This is a genomic window from Pseudomonas sp. GV047 (genome assembly GCF_003058245.1).
Lineage (GTDB): Bacteria > Pseudomonadota > Gammaproteobacteria > Pseudomonadales > Pseudomonadaceae > Aquipseudomonas > Aquipseudomonas marginalis.
This window is the reverse complement of sequence record NZ_QCWA01000013.1, coordinates 25,221-50,646: the sequence shown is the minus strand read 5'-3', so window position 1 is coordinate 50,646 and position 25,426 is coordinate 25,221. Positions and strand designations below refer to the sequence as shown.

The window sequence follows — 25,426 nt, the reverse complement described above, 5'->3', positions numbered from 1 at the left end:
AAATGTGGGAGGGGGCAAGCCTCCTCCCACATTTGACCGTTGGTGTGTCTTACACCTTGAACTGATCCATGAGTTTCATCTGCTGGCTGGCCAACGCATTGAGCTGGCTGCTGATGGCCGCCGACTCGGTGGCCTGGCCAGTGAGGGTTTCGGTCACGGTGCGGATCGCCGAGACGTTGCGGTTGACCTCTTCGGCCACGGCGCTTTGCTGCTCGGCGGCGCTGGCGATTTGCAGGTTCATGTCGCTGATCACCGTCACGGCATCACTGATCTTGCCCAGGGCCTGCGCGGCTTGATGGATCTGCCCTGCGTTACTCTGGGCCTGGCTCTGGCTCGAGTGCATGGTTGCCACCACGCCACGGGTGCCGCTCTGGATACGTTCGATCACCTGGCGGATTTCCTCCACCGAATCCTGGGTGCGCTTGGCCAGGTTGCGCACTTCGTCGGCCACCACCGCAAACCCCCGGCCGCTTTCCCCGGCGCGTGCGGCTTCGATCGCCGCGTTGAGCGCCAGCAGGTTGGTTTGCTCGGCAATGCTGCGGATCACTTCCAGGACTGAACCGATCTGTTCGCTGTTGACCGCCAGGGCTTCGACTTCGCCCACCGCCTTGCTGACTTCTTCGGCGAGGGTGGTGATGTCGCGGGTGCTCTGCTCGATGATCGACATGCCTTCACGGGCCGAGTGGTCGGCGCCGCGTGCCGCGCTGGCGGCATTGGAGGCGCTGTTGGCGACGTCATGGGCGGTGGCGCTCATTTCGTTGGACGCCGTGGCCACCTGGTCGATTTCGCGGAACTGCACCTGCATGCCTTCGCTGGTCTGGCGTGCGATGGCCGAGGACTGGTCAGCCGTGCCACGGGCTTCGGTGATGCTTTGCTTGATCTGCGCGATGGTTGGTTGCAGTTTGTCGAGGAAGCGGTTGAACCAGTTCACCAACTCGCCCAGTTCATCTTTCTTGGCATAGGCCAGGCGCTGGGTGAGATCGCCGTCGCCGCTGGCGATGTCCTTGAGCATGGCGGCCACGCTGTTGATCGGGCGGGTCACGCCGGTGGCGGTGAGCCAGATCAGCAGCAAGCCGAGCAGGCCGGCGGCGGCGCCGACCAGCAAGGCCTTGAGCGTGCCGCTGGCCTGGGCGTCGTCGAGTACCGCCTGCAGCTTGACGTTATCGGCCAGCATCACGCTTTTGGGCAGTTTGATCACCACGCCCCATGGCTTGGCATCGGCGAGTGGCTTGACCGGGTACACGGCGCGAATGGTGTCGCCCTGTTCACGGATCATGCGGTTGTCACTGGCCAGCAATTGCACGATTTCCTTGCCTTCGGCGCCAAGGGTGTCGATCAGGTTCTTGCCGACCTTGTCCGGTTCGCCGCTGTAGGCGGCAATCAGGCCGGTACTGGAAAGAATCTCCAGGTGCGCCGCGCCGTTGAACAGGTCTTTCTGTGCGGCGTCGGTGGTGGCTTGCAGGGCGGTGAGGGCAATGTCCACACCGATGACGCCGATGAGTTTGCCGTCGACGATCAGCGGCGAAGCGATGGTGGTCATCAGCACCTTTTTGCCCCCCACTGTGTCTTCATACGGGTCCAGCAGGCAGGTAGTGCGGGTGTCCCGTGGGCAGGTGTACCAGATGTTGTAGGGCGTACCGTTGAGGGTGAGGGTGGTCTTGTTCAGGTCCTCTTCGACCATGACGGTGTTCAAGCCTTCGCCGCCGGCACGGCTCCAATAACTGGAGAAGCGCCCTTTTTCGTTGGAGGCGCGCGCTTTGTCATCGACGAATTCGCTGTCCTTGCCATCCAGGCTGTTGGGTTCGAACGACAGCCAGAAACCCAGCACTTTGCTGTTGCGATCGAACGTGGTTTTCAGGCTCTGGTTGATTTCTTCGCGCAGCGCGCCGGCGTCCAGGCCACGCTTGCTGGCCATGGTGCGCAGGTCCTTGACCTGGTCGGCCAGTGCGGTCAGCGCCAGCAGGCTGTCGCCGAAGGTTTTCTGCAGTTGCACTGCCTGTTCGGCCGCCCTGGCTTGCAGCAGTTGTTCCACGCCGTCGGTAAGCATGCGCGAGCTTGAGTCGCTGACCAACTGATCGTTCTGGTTGGTGTTGTAGATGTTGATGCCGACCACCAGCGCAATCACCCCCAACAGGCAGAGCCCGGACAGCAGCACGATTTTCAAGCGGATAGAGAGGGTGTCGAACATAGGTTCACTCACGAATGGGCATGTTGGAGGGCTCGCAGTGCAGGCCAAGTCCATTCAGCGCTATGTCTGAAACATCGGCGTAACAAATTAATTCATGAGAGGCAGGCGATGAGCGGTAGGAGAACGGCTACAGCCGGCGTCACACGGGCTGTGCGAGCCGTTCCGGGCGTGACCAGATCCATAGGTTGCCCAGGCTCATCCCGGCAATCGCCAGGTAGATCGGCCAGCCGTGGTCGAGCATCACCAGCATCAGGATGGCGCACAGCAGCATGCTCACGGTGGCACTGACTTTGGCCCGGCGCGCGATGATCCTGCCGTTGCGCCAGTTGAACAGGATCGGTCCGAACAGGCGGTGGTTTTCCAGCCAGGCACTGAGGCGCGGTGAGCTTTTGGTCGCGGCCCAGGCGGCCAGGAGGATGAACTCGGTGGTGGGCAAACCCGGCACCACAATCGCCACCAGCCCGATGCCCAGGCTGACGTAGGCCAGCAGGCCGAAGAGGATCTGTGCGATTTTCGAGGTGGATTGGGGTTTGCGGGTCATGGTGTGTGCAAAGTAGGGGATAACAAAAGAGTCGGCATTGAAATGCAATCAACTGTGGGAGGGGGCTTGCCCCCGATGGCGGAGGGTCAGGTACCTATTTGTTGACTGATGCACCGCTATCGGGAGCAAGCCCCCTCCCACATTTAAACCGCATTTCAATGTGGGCGATCAGGCCAGTTCAGGGGCGCTAGCGTACGCCTGTTCCAGCAGCACGGTGAAGCGCACAAATGCATCCACCGCGCCTTTTTCCGCTGCGGCTTCTTCCTCGGCGCTCAATTGCAACGCATCCAGGGTGCGAGTGAAGCTTTTCCAGCCTTCGGCGCGACCACCGGCCGGCTCACCCAGGTGGCGGGCACCGAAGGTTTCGCTCAGGCCCAGACCTACGGCGCGCTTGATCAGGAACGCCGCGCCCAGCTTGGAACCTTCGGACACGAACAACCAGCCCAGGGCTTCGGCCTTGCTCGGGTTTTTTAGCGCGCCGGGGAGCGGTGCTGGCACTTCGGTATCCAGGTCAGCCAGGTCCAGCCTGGCGGCTTCGGCGCGGCAGCGTTCGGCCAGGTCAGGCACGATCTTGATCAGTTCGGCATCGTTGTACAGGGCCACCAGTTCCGACTGGAACAGGTACTGCGCCACTACGAAACGCGCGAAGTTGGCCTGGGTTTCAAACGGCGCGTGGGCCTTCACCAACGCGTCCAGCCTGGTGTGTGGCTCGTGGGTAATCTGGTTCAGGCGCTGGGAGCGCAGGCTTGGGCGTTCTGCGGTAGAAGAAGCGGTCATGAAAAAGTCCTTGAGAAGGGGGAGCGCCTTATGGCCCTTAAAGAGAGCTGTTATCAACTAGACGAACAAGAAGACGCGGCACAGTAAAAAATCCTCACCTCGCCGCTGAAATTTCGACGAGGTGAGTCGGGTGTCGTCAGATGTCCCAGATCAGGTTGATCGCAACGTTGCGGCCCGGCTGGGTCAGGCGGTCGAGGTTGGCCGGTCCGGTCACCGCGGCTTCGCCGACACTGTCGTAGCTGCGTACGTCATCCCAGTTCCAGTATTTCTTGTCGGTGAGGTTGTAGAGGCCGCCGTTGATGGTCACGTCCTGGGTGACTTTGTAGAAGGCGGTCAGGTCGACAACCCCGAAGCCCGGGGTCTTGAAGGGGCCGCTGGTGTCGCCGTCCGGCGCGTGGAAGGTACTGCTGTCGACGCGATCCTGTTTTTTCACCAGGGTCCAGCTCAACAGACCACCGTAGTTGTCCTGATCGTAGCCCAGGCCAAATACGCCCTTGAGCGGGTTGACGCTGTTCAGCGGCTCGCCGTTATCGTCGTTACGACCGTAGGCATAGGACACCGAACCCTGGGTGTAGAGGCCCTGCGGGGCGCCGAATGCATCCAGGTTCAGGCGCCCTTTGGCTTCGGCCCCCTTGATGGTGGCGCGCTTGATATTGATGGCCTGGAACTGTTCGACCGTGCCGCCGACGACGGCGTTGTCCTCATCGATAAAGTCGCGGTACTTGTTGTAAAACACGGCGATTTCAAAGGATCCCTCGTCAAACTTGCCGCGAATCCCGGTTTCGATGCCCTTGCTGGTTTCTGGCTTGAGGTCGGGGTTCGGCTCGACGGTGTAGCCCAGGTTGAGGTTTTCAAAGCGGCCGTACAACGCCTTGGCGGATGGCGTACGGAAACCTTCGGCATATTGGCCGAACCAGGTGTATTGATCCGTCAGGGCGTAAGTCAGGCCGAACTTGGGCGTCACACGGTGCCAGGTTTTTTCCTTATCGCTCACCGGGTCCGCGCCAGTCGGGTTGACGGTGTTGAGGAACTCCTGGGTCAGCTTGGGTTTGAGCTGGGTGTAGTCGTAGCGCACGGCGGGCAGGAAGGTCCATTTGTCCCAACTGATCTGGTCCTGTGCGAACAGCGAGTAGGTGTTGATGGTCGGGTCGGGGAAGTCGCTGGACTTTTTCACACTGTCGGAGGCCATCGGGCTGGGGGCGCCGATGGCGGTGCAGCCACTGCCGACGGCCACACAGGTCGCGCCGCCCTCGCGCGAGCCGGTGACTTTCTGCTGCTTGAGGGTAGTGCCGTAGGTCACTTGGTGATCGGTTTCACCGAGGCTGAACGCTTTGTCCAACTGCGCATCGAAAATCCACTGTTTTTCCTGGTACAGCGTGTCGCGGGTGCGCAGGACACGACGACCTGACTGATAGATCTCGGCAGTGGTCTGGTCGGTCTTGGCGATCTGGTAGTTGAGGCTGGTCTTGATCCGGTCGGCAATCGGCGACTCAAGGGCGAAGCTGTTTTCCAGGCCGAAACGTTCGCGGGTAATGGTGTCGTTACCACGGCGATCACGGTAGAGGTTGAAGCCTCGGCCGCCGATGAACGGGCCGCCCACCGCGTTCTTCAGGTTGACGTCGCGATCATCCTTGTACTTCTCATAGGTCAGGCCCAGGCGGTTGTCATCGCCATAGTTCCAGCCGAGCTTGGCCAGGATGTTGGTGGTGCGCGCGTCCTCGGGGTTGGCGCCGGTACGGGCCAGGCCGGTGGCGTTGTTGCCGTCGTAGGATTCGGTCTCATGGCCATTGCGCTGGCTCAGGTGCAGCAAGCCATCGAAGTCCTGCACGCGGCCGGCGACGGTGCCGGAGGTCAGCCAGCTTTCGTCGGCGGAACTGTAGCCGGTCTTCAAGCGTGCGCCGACGTCCTGGCCGGGCTTGATGATGTCGTCCGGGTCGAGGGTGAAGTAACTCACGGCGCCGCCGATGGCGCTGCTGCCGTAGAGGGCCGAGGCCGGGCCGCGCAGGATCTCGACGCGCTTGACGACTTCCGGGTCGACGTAGTTGCGGCGGGTCTTGGCGTAGGGGCCGTTGAAGAAGTTGTCGGGCACTTCCACACCGTCCACCTGGGTAAGGATGCGGTCGCCGTCGATCCCGCGGATGTTGAACCCGGCATTGCCGGCGCGGGTGCCTGCGCCGCCTACCGAGACGCCGGGCTCGTAGCGCACCAGCTCACGGATGTTGTTGACGTTCTGGCGGTCCAGTTCTTCGCGATCATGCACGCTGACGGTGCTCGGTACGCTGTTCACATCCTGCGCGTTACGGGTAGCGCTGATGGTCACCTGTTGCAGGTTGAGGGTGCTGCCCGCCGTGCGCTTTTCCAGGACGATGTTGTTATTGCCCAGCTTGCGGTAGCTCAGGTTGGTCCCCACCAACAGCCGGTCCAGGGCTTTCTCCGGCGACAGGGCGCCGCGCACCCCAGGGGACGACACACCCTGGCCCAGCTCGGCGGGCAGGCCGACTTGCCAGCCGGTCACGCTGGTAAAAGCGTTCAGCGCCGAAACCAGTGGCTGTTGCTCGATGCTGAAGCTGTAGTTGCCGTGGCTGCGGGCGGCAGGTTCGGCGGCAGTGGCGGCCATCACTGGCGAACCGGCCAGCAGGATGGCGGCGGTCAGCAAGGACAGCACGGGGGAGGAGGACCGGCGGTTGAAACGAGAGGACATCGAGAGCGCTCCGGAAGGTACGAATCTTATAGTTGCGAACCGAACCAAATAGGAATCAGTTGCATTGGCTAAGACGAGACGTACCGCCGAAGGCTATCGAGTAAAAATAATTCTCATTTAGTTCAAAATCACCAGCGCGGGGTATTCCGACAACTTCGCTGAGGTGATGTGGGCCAGGGAGCGCACCACATCCAGGGGTTGGTCGAGGCGGTAGTTGCCGGTGACGGCGACGCTGGCGAGCTTGTCGTTGGTGTTGACGATCCAGCCGGGGTAGTAACGACGCAGTTCGGCGAGCACTTCGCTCATCGGGCAGTTTTCGAAAATCAGCCGGCCTTGCACCCAGGCCAGGTCCTTGCTGGCATCCAGCCGGGCCGGTTGGCCAAAGCCCTTGGGCCCGATGCGGATGCTTTCGCCGGCACTCAGGCGCACGCGGGCATCGTCGAAGGTATTGCTCAGGTCGACATCGCCGCGCTGCACCTGCACCTGGGCTTCGCCGTTGAGGTAGCGCACGGCGAAGGCGGTATCACGCACGCTGGCTCGCACGGGGCCGGCGTCGATTTCCAGGGGCAGGCCATGGCCGGGCATGATTTCGAAAAAGGCTTCGCCCTGGTACAGGCGAACGATCCGCTGGTGGTCCTTGATGCTGCTGGAAAACGCCGAATTGGTGTTCAGCAACACTTTCGAGCCATCGTCCAATTGCAGGCGCTGGCGTTCGCCCACCACCGTGAGATGGTCGGCTTGCAGGCGTACCGGCAGGTTGCTGAAGCTGAACAGGCCGATCAACAGCACGGCGGCGGTGGCCAGCGGTTTCCAGTGCGGCTTGATCCGGCGCCAGCCCCTGGGCTTGCGCGGCGCGGCCAGGGCGACGGCGGCGCTGTGCACCGGCGCGCCACCCCAGGCGGCCTGGGCCTTGCCGAAGGCGTGGACGTGGGCGGGGTCTTGGGCCAGCCAGGCTTCAAACTCGGCCTGCTGCCCGGGCGCTGGGCACTGCAAGGCGATCAGCCAATCGAGGGCCTGGTCCATAGCCGTATCTTGCAACACCTCATGAGCCAGCTCATGGGGGCGCAGTTTATTCGGGTCCGTCACGGTGTTCCTCGGGTCTTCGCCACGTTCTATTCATCTTTCCTACAGCTTGGGTCGACAATTCTGTCGGCTGAAGCTTAAGGCCGATCCAGTCTTTCGGCCACACCTACACAAATGGCCATGATCAATTTCAGTTCCTTTTGCACGGTGCTCAAGGACACGTCCAACTGATCGGCGATCTCCTGGTAGCTGCAACCGTGCAGGCGGCTGAGGATGAAAATCTGCTGCTGGCGCGCGCTCAACTGGCCGAGGCTGATGCTCAGGTGTTCAAGCAATTGCTCGGCCTGGGTTGCGTCTTCGGGGGTGCTGATGGGGGCGGCGACGCTTTGCAGGATCTCCAGCGGTACATCTTCCTGCAGGGTGCGCGCCTGAACCCTGCGCGAACGCAAATGATCCAGCGCCAGGTTACGCGCGGTCTGGTAGACGAAGGGTTCGAGGTGATCGATCGGCCGCTCGCTGAGGGCCCGGGTGACGCGCAGGTAGGTTTCCTGCAACAGGTCCTCGGCGGTGCTGTGGTTATTCACCATCCGCTGCAAGGTGCGTAGCAGAATCACCCGTTGGGTGAGAAAGACTTGGTTGAAGCGAGATTGGCTCACAGTGATACCAGACCGATTTGCAGTTAATGATAATGCTTATCATCAACTCAAATGGCAAGTGGCTATTCCTCTGTGTCTACATAGAACAATGTGGGAAGGGCGGTGCGACGATTCGACTTGCCCCTCCCACAGGACCGCATTACTCGGCGTTGCACAACGCCAGGCAGTTATCCAGCATGCGGTTCGAGAAGCCCCACTCGTTGTCATACCAGGCCAGCACTTTCAGCAGCTTGCCGCTGACCTTGGTGTGGTTGGCATCGAAGATCGACGACAGCGGGTTATGGTTGAAGTCACTGGAGACCAGCGGCAGGGTGTTATAGCCGAGGATCTTCGAGTGTTGGCTGGCTTCCTTGAGCAGTGCGTTGACTTCGTCGGCAGTGGCGTCTTTCTTCAACTGCACGGTGAGGTCCACCAGCGACACGTTGATCACCGGTACACGCACGGCCATGCCGGTCAGCTTGCCTGCCAGCTCCGGCAGCACCAGGCCCACCGCTTCGGCGGCGCCGGTCTTGCTTGGGATCATGTTCTGGGTGGCCGAACGCGCGCGGTACGGGTCGGTGTGGTAGACGTCCGTCAGGTTCTGGTCGTTGGTATAGGCATGAATCGTGGTCATCAAGCCGCTTTCGATACCCAATTCGCGATGCAGCACCTGGGCGACCGGCGCCAGGCAGTTGGTGGTGCACGAGGCGTTGGAGATGATCTGGTGGGATTGACGCAGGATGTCGTGGTTCACGCCGTAGACCACGGTCGCGTCCGCGCCTTTGGCCGGGGCGGAGATGATCACCTTGCGTGCGCCGGCGGTAATATGGGCGGCAGCCTTGTCACGGTCGGTGAACAGACCGGTGCATTCGAACACCACGTCGACCTTGTGCGCCGCCCACGGCAGGTCGGCCGGGTTGCGAATGGCACTGACGGCAATCCGGTCACCATTGACGGTCAGGCTTTCCTGATCGTGGGCGACCTCTGCATCGAAAGTGCCGTGCACGGTGTCGTATTTGAGCAGGTGGGCGTTGATCGAGCTGTCGCCCAAATCATTGATGGCGACGATCTGCAAATCCTGGCGATAGCCTTGGGTATACAGTGCGCGCAGGACATTACGGCCGATACGGCCAAAACCATTGATTGCGATACGAAGAGTCATTGGAAAGTGCCTGTCGTCGATTTGTTGTAAGAATTACAAGATTATTCGCATAAAAATAGAAAACAAGCCTTTTTAGTGGCAATATTTTGTTCAATCTACAACGAGTGACCTGAATCAACTGGTCCGATGATCCAAACGACTCTCTGCCATCCCATGAGCTGCGGGCGTTTGATCAGCATAGACACTCAGGTCGCCACATCCGTTAGCCTGGAGTTCTACACATGCATCCCCGCGTCCTTGAGGTCACCGAACGGCTTATCGCCCGCAGCCGCGCCACTCGTGAGGCTTACCTTGCGCTCATTCGCGGCGCAGCCAGCGACGGTCCGATGCGCGGCAAGCTGCAATGCGCCAACTTCGCCCATGGCGTGGCCGGTTGCGGCACCGAAGATAAAAATAGCCTGCGCATGATGAACGCCGCCAACGTGGCAATTGTTTCGTCATATAACGACATGCTCTCGGCGCACCAGCCGTACGAACATTTCCCGGAACAAATCAAGAAAGCCCTGCGCGAAGTCGGCTCGGTCGGCCAGTTCGCTGGCGGCACCCCGGCCATGTGCGACGGCGTGACCCAGGGCGAGCCCGGCATGGAGCTGAGCCTGCTCAGCCGTGAAGTCATCGCCATGTCCACGGCGGTAGCGCTGTCCCACAACATGTTCGACGCCGCGCTGATGCTGGGCATCTGCGACAAGATCGTGCCCGGCCTGATGATGGGCGCGCTGCGCTACGGCCACCTGCCGATGATCTTCGTACCGGGCGGGCCGATGCCTTCGGGCATCTCCAACAAGCAGAAGGCCGATGTGCGCCAGCGCTACGCCGAAGGCAAGGCCACTCGCGAAGAGCTGCTGGAATCGGAGATGAAGTCCTACCACAGCCCCGGCACCTGCACCTTCTACGGCACCGCCAACACCAATCAACTGCTGATGGAAGTGATGGGCCTGCATTTGCCGGGTGCCTCGTTCGTCAACCCGTACACGCCGCTGCGTGACGCCCTGACCCGCGAAGCCGCGCACCAGGTCACGCGCTTGACCAAGGCCAACGGCAACTTCACGCCGATCGGCGAGATCGTCGATGAGAAATCCATCGTCAACGCCATCGTTGCGCTCAACGCGACGGGCGGCTCCACCAACCACACCCTGCACATGCCGGCCATCGCCATGTCGGCGGGCATCATCCTCACCTGGGACGACATGGCCGACCTCTCCGAGGTGGTGCCGACCTTGTCCCACGTGTATCCAAACGGCAAGGCCGACATCAACCACTTCCAGGCAGCGGGCGGCATGTCGTTCCTGATCCGCGAGCTGCTTGAAGCCGGCCTGCTTCACGACGACGTCAACACCGTGGCGGGCAAGGGCCTGAGCCGTTATGTCCAGGAACCATTCCTGGTCGACGGCGAGCTGGTGTGGCGCGACGGCCCGATCGAAAGCCTCGACGAAACCATCCTGCGCCCTGTGGCGCGTGCGTTCTCGCCGGAAGGCGGCCTGCGTGTGATGGAAGGCAACCTCGGCCGCGGTGTCATGAAAGTCTCTGCCGTAGCGCCTGAGCATCAGATCGTCGAAGCGCCGGCGGTGGTGTTCCAGGACCAGCAGGACCTGGCCGATGCGTTCAAGGCCGGCCAGCTGGAAAAGGATTTTGTCGCCGTGATGCGCTTCCAGGGCCCGCGCTCCAACGGCATGCCGGAACTGCACAAGATGACGCCGTTCCTCGGCGTGCTGCAGGACCGTGGCTTCAAAGTCGCACTGGTGACAGACGGGCGTATGTCCGGCGCGTCGGGTAAGATCCCCGCCGCGATTCACGTCAACCCCGAAGCCCAGAGCGGCGGGCCACTGGCACGGGTCAAAGATGGCGATATCATTCGCGTGGATGGCGTGAAGGGCACCTTGGAGCTTAAGGTGGACGCCGAAGAATTTGCAGCGCGCACGCCTGCCACGGGCCTGTTGGGCAATAACGTGGGGGCCGGTCGCGAGCTGTTTGCATTTATGCGCTTGGCCGCAAGCTCCGCAGAGCAGGGCGCCAGCGCCTTTACCTGTGCCTTGGAGACGCTTAAGTGAAGCTAGCGCTGGTCGGTGACATCGGGGGTACCAACGCCCGTTTTGCGTTGTGGCGAGATCAGGCACTGCATTCGATCCGGGTGCATGCCACGGCTGATCACCAAAGCCCTGAGGACGCGATCAAGGTCTACCTCAAGGAAGAAGGCCTGCAAATCGGCGACATCGGTGCGGTGTGCCTGTCGGTCGCCGGGCCGGTGAGCGGGGATGAATTCAAATTCACCAACAATCACTGGCGCTTGAGCAAGACTGCGTTTTGCCAGGCCTTGCAGGTGGATGAGCTGTTGCTGGTCAATGACTTCTCGGCCATGGCCCTGGGCATGACTCGCCTCAAGCCCGACGAATTCCGCGTGGTCTGCGAAGGCACGCCGGAACCGTTGCGCCCGGCGGTGGTGATCGGTCCGGGCACCGGCCTGGGCGTCGGTACCCTGCTGGATCTCGGCGCAGGCCGCTTTGCGGCGTTGCCGGGGGAGGGTGGCCATGTCGACCTGCCCCTGAGCAGCCCACGGGAAACCCAGCTGTGGCAGCATATCTACAGCGAGATCGGCCACGTCAGCGCCGAAACCGCCTTGAGCGGTGGCGGTCTGCCGCGTCTGTACCGGGCGATTTGCGCGGTCGATGGCCACACACCCGTGCTCGACACCCCCGAAGCCATCACGGCGGCGGGCCTGGCGGGCGACCCGGTGGCCATGGAAGTGTTGGATCAATTCAGCATCTGGCTGGGCCGGGTGGCCGGCAACAATGTGCTGACCACCGGTGGACGCGGTGGTGTGTATATCGTGGGTGGGGTGATTCCGCGGTTTGCCGACTTCTTCATCCACAGCGGTTTTGCCAGGAGCTTCAGTGACAAAGGCTGCATGAGCGACTACTTCAAGGGCATCCCGGTGTGGCTGGTGACCGCGCCGTATTCCGGGTTGACCGGGGCGGGCGTCGCATTGGAGCAGGCGTTTGCCTGACCCGCACCCCCTATAACAACAAGGAGGACCCCGTGAGCGTAATCAGTAAATCGATTCTCCTCGTCGACGACGACCAGGAAATCCGCGAATTGCTGCAGACCTACCTCAGTCGCGCCGGTTTCCAGGTGCGTGGCGTGCCGGATGGCGCGGGGTTCCGCCAGGCGATGAACGAGGCGCCGTGCGATCTGGTCATCCTCGATGTGATGCTGCCGGACGAAGACGGTTTCAGCCTTTGCCGCTGGATTCGCCAGCACCCGCGCCAGGCGCAGGTGCCGATCATCATGCTCACCGCCAGTTCCGACGAAGCCGACCGCGTGATCGGCCTGGAACTGGGGGCCGACGACTATATCGGCAAGCCCTTCAGCCCCCGTGAGTTGCAGGCGCGGATCAAGGCCTTGTTGCGCCGCTGCCAGTTCGGCCAGGAGCGCAGCGGCAATGGCGATGTGCTGGTGTTCGATGAGTGGCGCCTGGATATGATCAGTCATCGGCTGTTCCACGTGGATGGCGAAGAGGTGATCCTCTCCGGTGCCGACTTTGCCCTGCTCAAGCTGTTTCTCGATCACCCGCAGCAGATTCTCGACCGCGACACCATCGGCAATGCCACCCGTGGCCGCGACCTGATGCCGCTGGACCGGATCGTCGACATGGCTGTCAGCCGCCTGCGTCAACGCCTACGCGACACCGAAAAACCCCCGAGGCTGATCCGCACCGTGCGCGGCAGCGGCTATCAACTGGCAGCCAGCGTGGTTGCCGGCAATGCCCACTGAGCCGCTGAGCGAACGCCGCCGGCGCTTCCCGGTACCGCGCTCGCTGCTGGGGCGCATGTTGTTGCTGACCTTGCTTGCAGTGCTGTTCGCCCAGGCGCTGTCCAGCGTGATCTGGGTCTCGCAGTTGCGCGCCACCCAGCTAGAAGGCCTGGTCACCAGCGCCCGTAGCCTGGCGCACTCGATGACCGCCAGCGTGAGTTATTTCCGTTCGTTGCCGGTGGCCTATCGGCCGTTGGTCCTTGACCAGCTGCGCAGTATGGGCGGCACTCGTTTTGTCGTGACCCTGAATGATCGGCCCCTCGACATGCAAGTGTTGCCGCAAACCCCGCGTAAACAGGCGGTGCTGGTGGCCGTGGATGAAGTCCTGCGCCAGACCCTGGGCGCCGAAGTGCCTATCTCGGTGGAGTTCGTCAGCGCCGAAGACCTGCGCATCTTCAACGCCGGCTTGAAACTGGATGAGTTGCCGCGCTCCTGGGCCCATTACGCGCTGACCCTGGAACCGGTCAACCCGCCGGTATTGGTGACCCAGATCGAACTCGCCCCCGGCGAATGGCTGTACATCGCTTCGCTGTTGCCCGAGCCCTACACCAGCCTGGAAGAACAGGGCCTGCCGTCCCAGCAGGTGTGGTTCATCGTGCTGACCAGCGGCTTCTTGCTGCTGTTCATCGGCCTGCTGGTGCACTGGCAAAGCCGGCCGCTCAAGCGCCTGGCGCGGGCGGCGCGAGACATGTCCCTGGGGGCCGATGTGGAGCCGGTGGCCGAAGGCGGCGGCAGTGAAGTGGTGGAAGTGGGCCGCGCGTTCAATGCCATGCGCGAACGCATCAGCCGTTACCTCACGGAGCGCAGCCAGTTGTTCAGCGCGATTTCCCACGACCTGCGCACACCGATTACCCGCCTGCGCCTGCGCGTGGAATTGCTCGAAGACGAGAACCTGCAAACCAAGTTCGGCCGTGACCTGGATGAGTTGGAGTTGCTGGTCAAAGGCGCGCTGCAATGTGTGAAAGACACCGATATCCACGAGAACATCCAGCCGGTCGACCTCAACCATGTGCTCGAATGCCTGGTGGAGCCTTATGTGGCCCCCAACGGCAACGGCCGGGTCACCCTGGACGGCGCAGCGGTGGCGGCTTACCCGGGCAAGCCGCTGGCGCTCAAGCGCTGCATCGGCAACCTGATCGACAATGCCTTGAAGTACGGGCAGAACGCCCATTTGCGTATTGAGGACGATGGCGCGGAGTTCATCCTGCACGTCGACGACGAAGGCCCTGGCGTGCCGGAACAGCGTTTGGAACAGGTCTTCGAACCGCATTTTCGCCTGGCCGGCCAGCAGCAGGGCTACGGTTTGGGCTTGGGTATTGCGCGCAATATTGCCCATAGCCATGGCGGTGAAGTGAGTTTGCAGAATTTGCGTGAGGGCGGCTTGCGGGTCACCCTGCAACTGCCCAGGACCCTGGACTGAAAACACCATTGGACAAATAGGGGAGGGGGCAAACCCCTTCCCACATTTTGATCGTCTGTGTGTCAGACGCTTTGGCGCAGTCGTGCCAAATCCCTCAGCGGCGGTGCCCCAAACAACCGGCTGTACTCCCGGCTGAACTGCGACGGGCTTTCATACCCCACCCGATACCCCGCCGCCGACGCTTCCAGCCCTTCGGCAATCATCAGCCGACGTGCCTCCTGCAAGCGCAGCTGCTTTTGGTACTGCAACGGACTCATGGCGGTAATTGCCTTGAAACGGTGATGCAGGGTCGAGACGCTGAGGTTCACTTCCTTGGCCAGGTCATCGATGCGCAGCGGTTGTTCGTAGTTGCCATTGAGCCACTTGATCGCCTGGCTGACGCGATGGCTCTGGCTGTTGGCCACGGCAATTTCATACAGGCGATAACCCTGGGGACCGCGCAGCAGGCGGTAGAGGATTTCACGGTTGATCAGCGGCGCCAGCATGGCAATGTCTTTGGGCGTATCCAGCAGGCGCGCCAGGCGCAGCACGGCGTCGAGCAACTGGGGATCGATGCGGTCCACATACATCCCGCGCGATGTCGGGCGCGTGGGCACGCCCATGGGGCCGGCCTCGGCGATCAAGGCAGTGAGCTGCGCCGGGTCGATATTGATGCGTACTGACAGGTTTGGATCTTCCGGCGTGGCATCGATGATCCGCCCGGCCACGGGCATCGCCACCGAGAACACCAGGTAATTGAGCGGGTCGTAGGCAAAGATTTCGTCGGCCAGGCGCACTTCCTTGCTGCCGTTGGCAAGGATGCACAACGCCGGCTCCACCAGCACCGGCATGAAGTCACGCGGTGTGTTGTGGCGGTTCAGGAACAGTGACGTAATCGCCGTGCCATAGGAGCCGTCTTCCCAGGTATGACGATGCACGATGCTCGCCAGCTCGGCGCGCTGTTTTTCCGTCTCGGCGTCGAGGGGCATGGACTGATGTTCGGGCGACGGCATAAGGCGTCCTCTGCATGCTTTTTTGATGGGCTCAGCTTAGCGGCGGCTTTTCAAGCAGTGTTAGGTCGATTCTGCACAATCCTTGCCTGATCCTGCGAAGCGTCGCGAATCAGGCAAGTTCTCGGGCTGTCATGTCCCTGAAACAAGGCGTTTGCCTGTGGAATCGAGTCGGCGGTCCCTCCGTCCTTCCTACGCTTCTCGCAGGATTGTGCAATAAGCCTGCAGGAATTGACTAACCGCGCCCGCACCCGCGCCGTTATCTTTGATCCTGTGGCAACACGCCTCCACAGTGCTTGCCGAGCATCACTTCTCAACGGGAGAGTCGAACATGTCCACCCCCATTCCCGCGAGCCATATGGCCTTTATCCGCGCCCGCACCGGGTGCAGCACCGAACTGGGTGCACGCTTGAGCAGTTTGATCGAACCGGGCCGCCAGGCTCAGGGTTGCCTGCAATTTTCGTTGCAGCATTCCCAGGTCGATCCCGATGTCTGGTTGATCTCGGGTTTCTGGAGCAGCGAGCAGGCGATGAGCGCCTACTTCAACTCGCCGGCCCTGATGATCTTCACCGAGCTGTTGAACGACATGGTCGTGCGCAGCATGGACTTCCAGACCTTCACCGATGCCTCTGCCGCCAATGCCTACGGCGAGTACCTGCAACTGGCCGGTTAGTGGTTAGAATGGCCCACTTTTCCATTGGCCAGGACCTGCAACATGGCACGTAAACAATTTGCCCACCACGAAGCCGTTTCCGCCGTAGTACCGGGTGAAGGGGGCTACAGCGCCGCCGTCGCCGTCAAGGCACTTGATGGCATGGGCGCCCCGCAGTTTCACAAGATCCTGGATGGACAGACGTTCAAGACCGCCTCCGATGCCGATGATGCAGCCACCGTGCAGCTCGAGCGGTTGATCGGCGTGGATGAAGAGGGTCAACTGACCTGGGCGAGCGCCGCCAGCTGAACAACGCCGACCCTCTAATGTGGGAGGGGGCTTGCTCCCGATAGCAGTGTGTCAGTCAACAACGATGTTGGATGTGCCATTGCCATCGGGGGCAAGCCCCCTCCCACTTTTTTGGTGTATTTCAGTCAGGGTTTGCTGGCGCCTGGGCGATACATCTTGAACAACGCCTCCGGCCCCAGCTGGAAGTAGTCTGCCGGGCCACCGCCACGCAAAATCGGCTCCGCGGCTGCGGTGTCGTACACCCCATCCTTGAGCAGCCACTTGGCAATGTGCACCGCGACCACCTCGCCCAGCACCAGCCAGCTGGGCACCAACTGCTGGTCGGCGCGCTGCAGCTGGATGATCTGCGTCACCTTGCACTCGAACGACACCGGGCTCTCGCCCACTCGCGGCACGCCGACGATTTTCGACGCCACCGGCGTCAGGCCGGACAACTCGAACTCATTCACCTCCGGCGAGACGGCCGCGCAGCTCTGGTTCATCTGCTCGGCCAGCGGGCGGGTGGCCAGGTTCCACACAAACTCGCCGGTCTGTTCGATGTTGTTCAGGCTGTCTTTGCGCCCGACGCTGGAAAACCCAATGATCGGTGGAATGTAGTTGAACGCATTGAAAAAACTGTAGGGCGCCAGGTTCAGGCGCCCGTTACTGTCGTGGGATGAAATCCAGCCAATCGGCCGTGGCCCGACAATGGCATTGAACGGGTCGTGTGGCAGGCCGTGGCCGTTGGCCGGTTCGTAGAAGTGGATATCGTCAGGCATGGCCGGGTTCCTGCTGCGGGGTTCTGGGAGGCCGTCATAGTGCAATCCACGGCGACGAATTTCCATCGGCCTTATGGAATTTTCATTCAGCGGCCACCTATTTTTCACAGCGGCCCGTTCAGTCTGCGCCCAAGGTCGATACCCCCTATAAGACTGAGCCTCGGAGCCTTCTACCGCATGAATAAACTTCCTCAGATCACCCTGGCGTTCTGGGTCATGAAAATCTGCGCAACCACCCTGGGCGAAACCGCCGGGGACTTGTTGTCGATGACCCTGAACGTCGGTTACGCCATCAGCTCGATGATCCTTATCAGCGTGTTCCTGGTCACTCTGGTGACACAACTCTGGTCGAAAACCTACAACCCGGTGCTGTACTGGATCGTGATCCTTTCCACCAGCACCGCCGGCACCACCATGTCGGACTTCATGGACCGCACCCTGGGCCTGGGCTACGCCACCGGGTCGATGATCCTGATCGTGATCCTGATGATCATCTTTGCCTTGTGGCACCTCAGTGGTGACTCGCTGAACGTGAACAAGGTGCAGACTTTCCGAGGCGAGCTGTTCTACTGGATGGCGATCCTGTTCTCCAACACCCTGGGCACTGCGTTGGGCGACTTCCTGGCGGACGATTCGGGGCTCGGCTTTGCCGGTGGCGCCTTGTTGATTGGCTCGACCATTGCCGCGGTGGTGGCGCTCAAGTACTTCACCCAAATCTCGTCGGTGCTGTTGTTCTGGGTGGCGTTTGTACTGACCCGGCCGTTTGGTGCAACCCTGGGCGACTTCCTGACCAAGCCCCATGAAAAGGGCGGATTGGATTTCGGCACCATTGGATCGTCGGCGGTATTGGCGGGGGTGCTGGTGGTGATGATTGTCGGGGCGTCGTATGCACAGCGACGGTATGGCCGGAGCCCGGTAGCAGAGGTGTCCTGATTCAACATGTGGGAGGGGGCAAGCCCGCTCCCACATTTGTTACTGCATCCAACCGTTAGTCCGTGGTGATGCGCGAATGCTTGCGTGTGTCCTTCATGGTCACATAGACCGCCAGCGACACTGCAATACACGCAGTCACATACCAGTAGTAACCGGTTTCCATGCCGATGCTCTTGAACCACAGCGCGATGTATTCAGCGGTACCGCCGAAGATCGACACGGTCAGTGCATAGGGCAGGCCCACGCCCAGGGCGCGGATTTCGGTTGGGAACAGTTCAGCCTTGACCACGGCGTTGATCGAGGTGTAGCCGCTGACGATGATCAGCGCGGCCATGATCAGGAAGAACGCGCCCCACCAGGTCTGGATAGTGTGCAGGGTGGTGAGGATCGGTACGGTGAACAGCGTGCCGAGGATGCCGAAGGCGATCAGGATCGGCCGACGCCCGACTTTATCCGACAGCCCACCGACGATCGGTTGCAGGCACATGAACAGGAACAGCGTTGCCGCCGAGATCGTGGTGGAGTCGGAAATGCTCATGCCGACGGTGTTCACCAGGTACTTCTGCATGTAGGTGGTGTAGGTGTAGAAGGCCAGGGTGCCGCCCATGGTCAGGCCGACCACGGTCATCAGTTCCTTGGGGTGGCGCATCAAGGTGCGCATGGCGCTTTCCTTGGCTTTTTCCTTCTTGGTGAACGACTCGGTTTCTTCCATGCCGCGACGCAGGTATAGCGCGACCACTGCGCACAGGGCGCCGATGGCGAACGGGATACGCCAGCCCCAGTCGTACAGTTGCTCGGTGGTGAGCACTTGTTGCAGCACGATCAGTACTGCCAGGGCGATAAGCTGGCCGGAGATCAGGGTCACGTACTGGAAGCTGGAGAAGAAACCGCGACGTTCCTTGGTGGCCATTTCACTCAGGTAGGTGGCCGAGGTGCCGTATTCGCCACCGACCGACAAGCCTTGCAGCAGGCGGGCGAACACCAGCAGGATCGGTGCGCCGACGCCGATGGTTTCGTAACCGGGGCTCAGGGCGATGATCAACGAGCCGAAGCACATCAGCAGGACCGACGCCATCAGTGCTGCTTTGCGACCCGCACGGTCGGCGTACAGGCCCATCAGCCAGCCACCGATGGGGCGCATCAGGAAGCCCACGGCGAAGATCGCGGCGGTGTTGAGCAATTGGGCGGTGGTGTCGCCTTTCGGGAAAAAGGCTTTGGCGAAGTACAGCGAGAACGCGGCGTAGACATACCAGTCGTACCACTCGACCATGTTGCCGACCGATCCGCTGAAGATCGATTTGATGCGGCTGGTGGTGGTACGTTCCTTGGCCGGCGCGGCCGCCGACCCCAGGGGCAAGGTGTTGGAGTTATCCATTGAAGGATCCTTCATCTAGTTGTTTTTATGGAGCGGCGCGAGCGCAGCCTGGCTGGGGCTATAGCAGGAGCTGTGCCAGGTAGATGAAGGCCCGGTCTAGAAGGGGCTGGGTTTTATTTTGGGCGGAAAGTCGCTGATGTTTTTGAGGGTGATGAGCGGAAATCCGCTCATTCGTCTTTCAGGAACATGTCCCTGGCCAACCCATGGCGCTGCATCTTTTCGTTGAAGGTGCGCCGTGGCAACTGCAACTCCGCCAGCACCGCCTTGATATCGCCTTTATACCGGGTCAATGCAGCCTTCAGGCAATGGGCCTCGAACGCCTCCTGCTGCGCGGCCAGCGATTGCCCGGCTTCGATCCCTTCCGGCTCCGGCTCGCCAAGGCCCAGCACCTGGCGTTCGGCGACGTTGGCCAGCTCACGCACGTTGCCCGGCCAGTCATGGCTGAGCAGGCGGCCCAACTGCGCGCCGCTCAGCGGTTCCGCGCTGCGGCCCAGGCGCTCGGCGGCGCTTTGGGCAAAGTGATCGAACAGCAGCGGGATGTCTTCGCGGCGCTCGCGCAGGGGCGGCAGGCGCAGTTGTGCAACGTTCAGCCGATAGGCCAGGTCTTCGCGAAAGCGCCCGGCGCGGGCTTCTTCCAGCAGGTCCGGCTTGGTCGCGGCAATGATGCGTAAATCCACATGAATGCTTTGATTGGAGCCCAGGCGTTCCAGCTTCTGATCCTGCAACACCCGCAACAGCTTCACTTGCTGGGCCAGGGGCATGCTTTCGATTTCATCGAGGAACAGGGTACCGCCATGGGCGTACTCCAGTTTGCCGATGCGCTTGCCCTGGGCACCGGTGAAGGCGCCGCTTTCGTGGCCGAACAGTTCGGCCTCGAACAGTTGCTCGGGAATCGCCGCGCAATTGAGCGCCACAAACGGTTTTTTCGCACGGGGGCCGAAGTCATGCAGGCAGCGGGCGACCAGCTCCTTGCCGCTGCCGGTCTCGCCACGGATCAGCACGTTGACCGGCAAGGTGGCCAGGTCGAGTACCTGCCGGCGCAGGTTCTGCAAGCCACGGGACACGCCGAGCAGGCTCGACTCCAACTGTGCCCGATGATCGGCCTGTTGGTGCAGGCGGCGGTTTTCGAGGATCAGCCCGCGCTTGTCCAATGCGCGGCGCAGGCTGTTGAGCAAGGCATCGGGGCTGAAGGGTTTTTCCAGGAAGTCGTAGGCGCCGTCGCGCATGGCTTCGACGGCCATCGGTACATCGCCATGTCCGGTCAGCAGGATGACGGGCAGGTCGGCGTCACGGCGCTGCACTTCGGCCAGCAGCTCCAGGCCGCTGAGCCCGGGCATGCGCACGTCGCTCAGGATCACCCCGGGAAAGTCCTTGGGCAGTTGCGCCAGGCAGGCTTCGGCGCGGCTGAACAACTGCACCTCGAACCCCGACAAGCTCAGCCATTGCTCGACGGCCGTACGAATGCTGGCTTCGTCATCGACCACAATCACCGCGTTCAACATAAGTCGGGTGTCTCCAGCGCGATAGGCAAGGTCAGGGTGAATACCGCGCCGTCGCCACGGTTACTGGCGCTCAGGCGCCCGCCCAATTCGTGCACGATAGCGTAGGAAACCGCCAGGCCCAAGCCGAGCCCGTCGCCCACCGGCTTGGTGGTAAAGAACGGGTCGAACACGCTGTTGAGGTGCTCTTCGGCAATCCCGCCGCCGCTGTCGCTGACCGTGAGTTGCCACAGTTGCTGGTCGGCATGCAGGCGGATTTCCAGGCGCTTGCGGGGTTTGTCGGCCATGGCGTCGAGGGCGTTGCGCAGCAGGTTGATCAGCACCTGTTCGAGGCGGATCGCGTCGCCGCGTACCCAGGCGGGGCGGGTCAGGTCCAGCACGGTGCCGATGGCTTCATCACGCAGGCGCGCGTCGAGCAGGTGCAGGGACTGGTCGACCACGGTGGCCAGGTCAAGGCGTTCGCGCAGGCCGCTGGGGCTTTTGCGCGCAAAGGTCTTGAGGTGGCCGGTCAGCGCGGCCATGCGTGTGAGCATATCGTCCAGTGGGGTCAGGGCCTTGTAGGCGTCGTCCACCCGACCGTGGTCCAACAGCAACCGCAGGGTCGCCAACTGCATGCGCTGGGCGGTCAGGGGCTGGTTGATCTCATGGGCGAGGGCGGCGGACATCTGCCCCAGCGCCGCTAATTTCGCCGATTGCACCAGGCCATCCTGGGCCGTGCGCAGGGCCTGGGTGCGCTCTTCCACAAGCTGTTCGAGTTCTTCGCGGCTGCGCTGGCGCAAACGGGCCAGGCGCCAGCGTTGGCTGAGGAACAGCACCAGGAACACCAGCGCCAGCCAGGAGCCGGCGGCGGCAAGGCCGGCGTTGCGCTGGTCTTCAAAGGCGAACTGGGGTTTGCGCAACAGGTGCAGGGTCCAGCCCTCGGCTTTCAGCGGCAGGGACTCCCAGATGTAGTTGGCGTTGCCTTCTGGGCCGTTGACGCGCATCAGGTGGCTGTTTTCGTCGAAGCGTTGCAACGTCTGGGTGTCCAGCGGCTGCAGTTGTTTCTTGTCGTATTGGCGGGTGGCCTTGAGTTCGACCAGGTCGCTGGCCGATAACGGGTGCAGGTTGCGATAACGCCAGCCCGGTTGGTTGGCGATAAACACGATGCCGCGTGCGTCGCTGACCAGCAACAGGTCATCGCCCTGGGCCCATTCGCGCTCCAGCTCAGGGAATTCCAGTTTCACCACCATGGCGCCAAGGAACTGCTCGTGTTCATCCAGCACGGCGCTGGAGAGGAAATACCCCGGGATCCCGGTGGTCACGCCGACCGCGTAAAAGCGCCCGGTGCCCTGGCTCTTGGTCTGGCTGAAATACGGCCGAAACGCGTAGTTGTGCCCGACATAACTGCTCGGCAAGTTCCAGTTGCTGGCGGCCACGGCCAGGCCGGTGCGGTCCATCAACTCCAGGGTGGAGGACTGCGCCGCTCCATTGATGCGTTCGAGCTTGCGGTTGAGCAGGTCCTGGGTGCCGGCGTCCAACGGGCCTTTGAGCGCGTTGATCATCTCCGAGTCCAGCGCCAGCACGGCGGGCAGGGCGCGGTAGCGTTCGATCAGGGTGTGCAGGGAATTGGCGTACAGCGCCAGCTGCTGGTTGGCGCGGGCCGCATCGTCCACCAAAGTCTGGCGTTCGGCATGGCGCGTGGCCAAGGCCGCGGCCAGCAGCGCACCGGCGATGATCAGCAGGGAGTAGAAGGTCAGGCGCAGCGGGCGAGGGATCACGATCATACGGTGATGGGCAGGCACGGTAAGGGGAGTGCACCATAGCATGAGCGGCTTGGGTCTTGTGGTGAGGGGCTGTCGTGGCTGAAGGGAGAGTGGGCTTCTTGTGGTGAGCGGGGCAAGCCCGCTCACCACAATAAACCCGCTTGCCATAGGTGAATCAGCAGGCAATAAAAAAGCGACCGGGCCATGGGCCGCGGTCGCCTCAGTCTTGGGGGAGGGTGCTTACTGCACTTCTACCGCCAGGCTTTCACTGATCTTTTTCTGCCAGATGGCAGGACCGGTGATGTGGACGGATTCGCCCTTGCTGTCCACCGCAACGGTGACCGGCATGTCTTTCACGTCGAACTCGTAGATCGCTTCCATGCCCAGTTCGGCGAAGGCCACTACACGCGACTTCTTGATGGCTTGGGCCACCAGGTAAGCGGCGCCGCCCACGGCCATCAGGTACACGGCCTTGTGGTCCTTGATCGCTTCGATCGCGGTAGGGCCGCGCTCGGATTTACCGATCATGCCCAGCAGGCCGGTTTGCTCGAGGATCTGACGGGTGAACTTGTCCATCCGCGTCGCGGTGGTCGGGCCAGCCGGGCCAACCACTTCTTCGCGCACCGGATCAACCGGGCCGACGTAGTAGATAAAGCGACCCTTGAGGTCCACCGGCAGGCTTTCGCCCTTGTTCAGCATCTCGACCATGCGCTTGTGCGCGGCGTCGCGACCGGTGAGCATCTTGCCGTTGAGCAGCACGGTTTCGCCCGGCTTCCAGCTCTGTACTTCTTCCGGGGTCAGGGTGTCGAGGTTGACACGGCGGGCCGATGGGCCGGCTTCCCAGACGATTTCCGGGTAGGCGTCCAGCGGTGGCGCTTCCAGCGACGCCGGGCCCGAACCGTCGAGCACGAAGTGCGCGTGACGGGTGGCGGCGCAGTTGGGGATCATGCACACCGGCAGCGAAGCGGCGTGGGTCGGGTAGTCCATGATCTTCACGTCGAGCACGGTGGTCAGGCCACCCAGGCCCTGGGCGCCGATGCCCAGTTGGTTGACCTTCTCGAACAACTCCAGGCGCATCTCTTCGATACGGTTCTGCGGGCCGCGCTTTTTCAGCTCGTGGATGTCGATGGATTCCATCAACACTTCCTTGGCCATCACCGCGGCTTTCTCGGCGGTGCCGCCGATGCCGATGCCGAGCATGCCCGGTGGGCACCAGCCGGCGCCCATGGTCGGAACGGTCTTGAGCACCCAGTCGACGATCGAGTCGGACGGGTTGAGCATGGCCATCTTCGACTTGTTCTCGGAACCGCCGCCCTTGGCCGCCACATCCACTTCCACGGTGTTACCCGGAACGATGGAGTAGTGGATCACGGCCGGGGTGTTGTCCTTGGTGTTTTTACGCGCACCGGCCGGGTCGGCCAGGATGGAGGCGCGCAGGACGTTTTCCGGCAGGTTGTAGGCGCGACGCACGCCTTCGTTGATCATGTCGTCCAGGCCCATGGTGGCGCCATCCCAACGTACGTCCATGCCCACGCGCACGAACACGGTGACGATACCGGTGTCCTGGCAGATCGGGCGATGGCCGGTGGCGCACATGCGCGAGTTGATCAGGATCTGCGCGATGGAGTCACGGGCTGCCGGCGATTCTTCGCGCAGGTAGGCCTCGTGCATCGCCTGGATGAAATCAACGGGGTGGTAGTAGGAAATGAATTGCAGGGCGTCGGCAACGCTCTGAATCAGGTCGTCTTGCTTGATCACGGTCATGAGTCGCGCTCCTCTATAAGGGAACATTCAATAAAGGTGGGCTCAGTGGGGTGCATCGGTCGGCTGAGTCCACCTTTCCAAGGCACGCCAAGTGGTGCAGGCGCGACGCTAAAAAGGCGCGGCAGTATAACCCGGCACGGTGGCCGATACACCCGACTATGGTCAAACTGTCGCAGGCATGATTCCCTGTGCGCGCCCCTTGTGATCGAGTCCTGCTATGCCTGAACTGTACGTCGGCGAACACCATTGGTCGGTAGCCACCGGCAGCAACCTGCTGGATGCCTTGAACCAGGCGGGTGTGGCCGTGCCTTACAGTTGCCGTGCCGGCAGCTGCCATGCTTGCCTGGTGCGGTGCCAGGGCGAGGTCGAGGACCGGCAGCCCGCTGCTTTGAGCCCGGCACAACGCCAGGAGGGCTGGCGCCTGGCGTGCCAGTGCCAGGTGATCGGCGATCTGCAGGTCGAGGCGTTCGACCCGCTGCGGGACGGCCTGCCGGCCCAGGTGGTGGGGGCCGATTGGTTGAATACCTCGGTGCTGCGCCTGCGGCTGCAACCGGAGCGTGGACTGCGGTATCGCGCCGGGCAGCACATGGTGTTGTGGGTCGGGCAGGTGGCACGGCCTTATTCCCTGGCCAGCCTGCCTCAGGAGGATGCCTTCCTGGAGTTTCATATCGATTGCCGCCAGCCCGGCGCATTCAGCGATGCCGCGCGCGCGTTGTCGGTGGGTGATCGCCTGCGCCTGGGAGAACTGCGTGGCGGAGCACTGCAATACGATCCCGACTGGCAATCCCGGCCGCTGTGGCTGCTGGCTTCCGGTACCGGTCTGGGGCCGCTGTGGGGTGTGCTGCGCGAGGCGTTGCGCCAGGATCACCAGGGCGCCATCCGTATGATTCACCTGGCCCATGATGCCGACGGTCATTACCTGGCCGAGCCCCTGGCCGAACTGGCTGCGCGTCATCCGAACCTGACGGTGGAGCTGTGGACTGCGGCGCAGTCGGCCCAGGCATTGGCGCAACTGCGGCTTGTTTCCCGGCAAACCCTGGCCTTACTCTGCGGGCATCCTGTCAGCGTCGAGGCCTTCTCCAAGCGCCTGTTCCTGGCGGGGCTGCCGCGCAATCAACTGCTGGCCGATGTGTTCCTGCCCCGTGGTTGAG

General features: G+C 62.2%; 21 protein-coding genes and 1 pseudogene. 8 read left to right on the top strand and 14 right to left on the bottom strand.

Translation table 11 applies throughout. The features are described 5' to 3' along the window. Window positions 1-49: 49 nt before the first annotated feature. The 8 genes and pseudogenes from C8K58_RS33220 to gap form a co-directional block, all read right to left on the bottom strand. Window positions 50-805, bottom strand: a complete 756-nt coding sequence (locus C8K58_RS33220; protein WP_371263365.1) for a methyl-accepting chemotaxis protein — start codon at window positions 803-805, stop codon at window positions 50-52. 102 nt (window positions 806-907) lie between these two features. Further along, window positions 908-1,915 (bottom strand): annotated as a pseudogene (locus tag C8K58_RS33215) (HAMP domain-containing protein); the annotation flags it as partial. A gap of 412 nt (window positions 1,916-2,327) precedes the next feature. Then, window positions 2,328-2,729: a YbaN family protein gene (locus C8K58_RS26485; protein ID WP_027605492.1), complete on the bottom strand. Its 402-nt coding sequence runs from the start codon at window positions 2,727-2,729 to the stop codon at window positions 2,328-2,330. Between the two features lie 168 nt (window positions 2,730-2,897). Further along, the gene (locus tag C8K58_RS26480; protein ID WP_027605493.1) at window positions 2,898-3,506 is read right to left on the bottom strand and encodes a biliverdin-producing heme oxygenase; all 609 of its coding nucleotides are present in this window, start codon (window positions 3,504-3,506) and stop codon (window positions 2,898-2,900) included. 136 nt (window positions 3,507-3,642) lie between these two features. Next, window positions 3,643-6,207: a TonB-dependent receptor gene (locus tag C8K58_RS26475; protein ID WP_108574626.1), complete on the bottom strand. Its 2,565-nt coding sequence runs from the start codon at window positions 6,205-6,207 to the stop codon at window positions 3,643-3,645. A 117-nt stretch (window positions 6,208-6,324) separates the two neighbouring features. Next, window positions 6,325-7,293, bottom strand: a complete 969-nt coding sequence (locus C8K58_RS26470) for a FecR domain-containing protein (protein WP_098478837.1) — start codon at window positions 7,291-7,293, stop codon at window positions 6,325-6,327. 74 nt (window positions 7,294-7,367) lie between these two features. Beyond that, on the bottom strand, window positions 7,368-7,886 hold the full coding sequence (locus C8K58_RS26465; RefSeq protein ID WP_098478838.1) for an RNA polymerase sigma factor: 519 nt from the start codon (window positions 7,884-7,886) through the stop codon (window positions 7,368-7,370). Window positions 7,887-8,025: 139 nt separating this feature from the next. After that, window positions 8,026-9,027 carry a type I glyceraldehyde-3-phosphate dehydrogenase gene (gene gap, locus C8K58_RS26460; protein WP_065925864.1) on the bottom strand — a complete coding sequence of 334 codons (1,002 nt, stop codon included), beginning with the start codon at window positions 9,025-9,027 and terminating at the stop codon, window positions 8,026-8,028. A 221-nt stretch (window positions 9,028-9,248) separates the two neighbouring features. On the opposite strand from gap, the gene edd reads away from it, so the two are divergent. Genes edd through C8K58_RS26440 form a run of 4 tightly spaced genes read left to right on the top strand, consistent with a single transcriptional unit; the run spans window position 9,249 to window position 14,254 of the window. Then, on the top strand, window positions 9,249-11,075 hold the full coding sequence (gene edd / locus C8K58_RS26455) for a phosphogluconate dehydratase (RefSeq protein WP_027605498.1): 1,827 nt from the start codon (window positions 9,249-9,251) through the stop codon (window positions 11,073-11,075). Continuing rightward, the gene (locus C8K58_RS26450; RefSeq protein ID WP_108574625.1) at window positions 11,072-12,028 is read left to right on the top strand and encodes a glucokinase; all 957 of its coding nucleotides are present in this window, start codon (window positions 11,072-11,074) and stop codon (window positions 12,026-12,028) included. The genes edd and C8K58_RS26450 overlap by 4 nt, the downstream gene beginning before the upstream one ends. Window positions 12,029-12,060: 32 nt before the next feature. Next, window positions 12,061-12,795, top strand: coding sequence for a response regulator (locus C8K58_RS26445; protein WP_024077192.1), 735 nt, complete (start codon window positions 12,061-12,063; stop codon window positions 12,793-12,795). Next, entirely contained in the window at window positions 12,785-14,254 is a 1,470-nt protein-coding gene (locus C8K58_RS26440) for an ATP-binding protein (protein ID WP_108574624.1), read from the top strand. The genes C8K58_RS26445 and C8K58_RS26440 overlap by 11 nt, the downstream gene beginning before the upstream one ends. Before the next feature lie 62 nt (window positions 14,255-14,316). On the opposite strand, the gene C8K58_RS26435 is transcribed toward C8K58_RS26440, so the two are convergent. Next, window positions 14,317-15,246 carry an AraC family transcriptional regulator gene (locus C8K58_RS26435; RefSeq protein ID WP_027605501.1) on the bottom strand — a complete coding sequence of 310 codons (930 nt, stop codon included), beginning with the start codon at window positions 15,244-15,246 and terminating at the stop codon, window positions 14,317-14,319. 328 nt (window positions 15,247-15,574) lie between these two features. Here C8K58_RS26435 and C8K58_RS26430 point away from each other — a divergent pair, with 328 nt between their 5' ends. Together C8K58_RS26430 and C8K58_RS26425 are read left to right on the top strand one after the other, a co-directional pair. Next, a complete protein-coding gene (locus tag C8K58_RS26430; RefSeq protein ID WP_065925866.1) occupies window positions 15,575-15,916 on the top strand; it encodes an antibiotic biosynthesis monooxygenase family protein in 342 nt (113 codons plus the stop codon). Window positions 15,917-15,958: 42 nt separating this feature from the next. Then, a complete protein-coding gene (locus tag C8K58_RS26425) occupies window positions 15,959-16,204 on the top strand; it encodes a hypothetical protein (protein ID WP_027605503.1) in 246 nt (81 codons plus the stop codon). A 125-nt stretch (window positions 16,205-16,329) separates the two neighbouring features. Here C8K58_RS26425 and C8K58_RS26420 read toward each other — a convergent pair whose 3' ends face one another. Further along, complete coding sequence (locus tag C8K58_RS26420; RefSeq protein WP_027605504.1) at window positions 16,330-16,962, bottom strand: flavin reductase family protein; 633 nt, start codon at window positions 16,960-16,962, stop codon at window positions 16,330-16,332. A 177-nt stretch (window positions 16,963-17,139) separates the two neighbouring features. Here C8K58_RS26420 and C8K58_RS26415 point away from each other — a divergent pair, with 177 nt between their 5' ends. Continuing rightward, window positions 17,140-17,895, top strand: coding sequence for a hypothetical protein (locus C8K58_RS26415; RefSeq protein WP_108574623.1), 756 nt, complete (start codon window positions 17,140-17,142; stop codon window positions 17,893-17,895). A 55-nt stretch (window positions 17,896-17,950) separates the two neighbouring features. Here the strand turns inward: C8K58_RS26415 and C8K58_RS26410 are convergent, their stop codons facing one another. The 4 genes from C8K58_RS26410 to C8K58_RS26395 form a co-directional block, all read right to left on the bottom strand. Next, the gene (locus tag C8K58_RS26410) at window positions 17,951-19,270 is read right to left on the bottom strand and encodes an MFS transporter (RefSeq protein WP_027605506.1); all 1,320 of its coding nucleotides are present in this window, start codon (window positions 19,268-19,270) and stop codon (window positions 17,951-17,953) included. A gap of 167 nt (window positions 19,271-19,437) precedes the next feature. Further along, window positions 19,438-20,772: a sigma-54 dependent transcriptional regulator gene (locus tag C8K58_RS26405; protein WP_027605507.1), complete on the bottom strand. Its 1,335-nt coding sequence runs from the start codon at window positions 20,770-20,772 to the stop codon at window positions 19,438-19,440. Further along, on the bottom strand, window positions 20,766-22,532 hold the full coding sequence (locus C8K58_RS26400; protein WP_108574622.1) for an ATP-binding protein: 1,767 nt from the start codon (window positions 22,530-22,532) through the stop codon (window positions 20,766-20,768). Before C8K58_RS26400 ends, C8K58_RS26405 begins: the two co-directional genes overlap by 7 nt. A 219-nt stretch (window positions 22,533-22,751) precedes the next feature. Beyond that, window positions 22,752-24,275 carry a fumarate hydratase gene (locus C8K58_RS26395; protein WP_027605509.1) on the bottom strand — a complete coding sequence of 508 codons (1,524 nt, stop codon included), beginning with the start codon at window positions 24,273-24,275 and terminating at the stop codon, window positions 22,752-22,754. A gap of 217 nt (window positions 24,276-24,492) precedes the next feature. Between C8K58_RS26395 and C8K58_RS26390 the strand changes: the two genes are divergently transcribed. Continuing rightward, window positions 24,493-25,425, top strand: a complete 933-nt coding sequence (locus C8K58_RS26390) for an iron-sulfur-binding ferredoxin reductase (RefSeq protein WP_108574621.1) — start codon at window positions 24,493-24,495, stop codon at window positions 25,423-25,425. Window position 25,426: the final 1 nt, after the last annotated feature.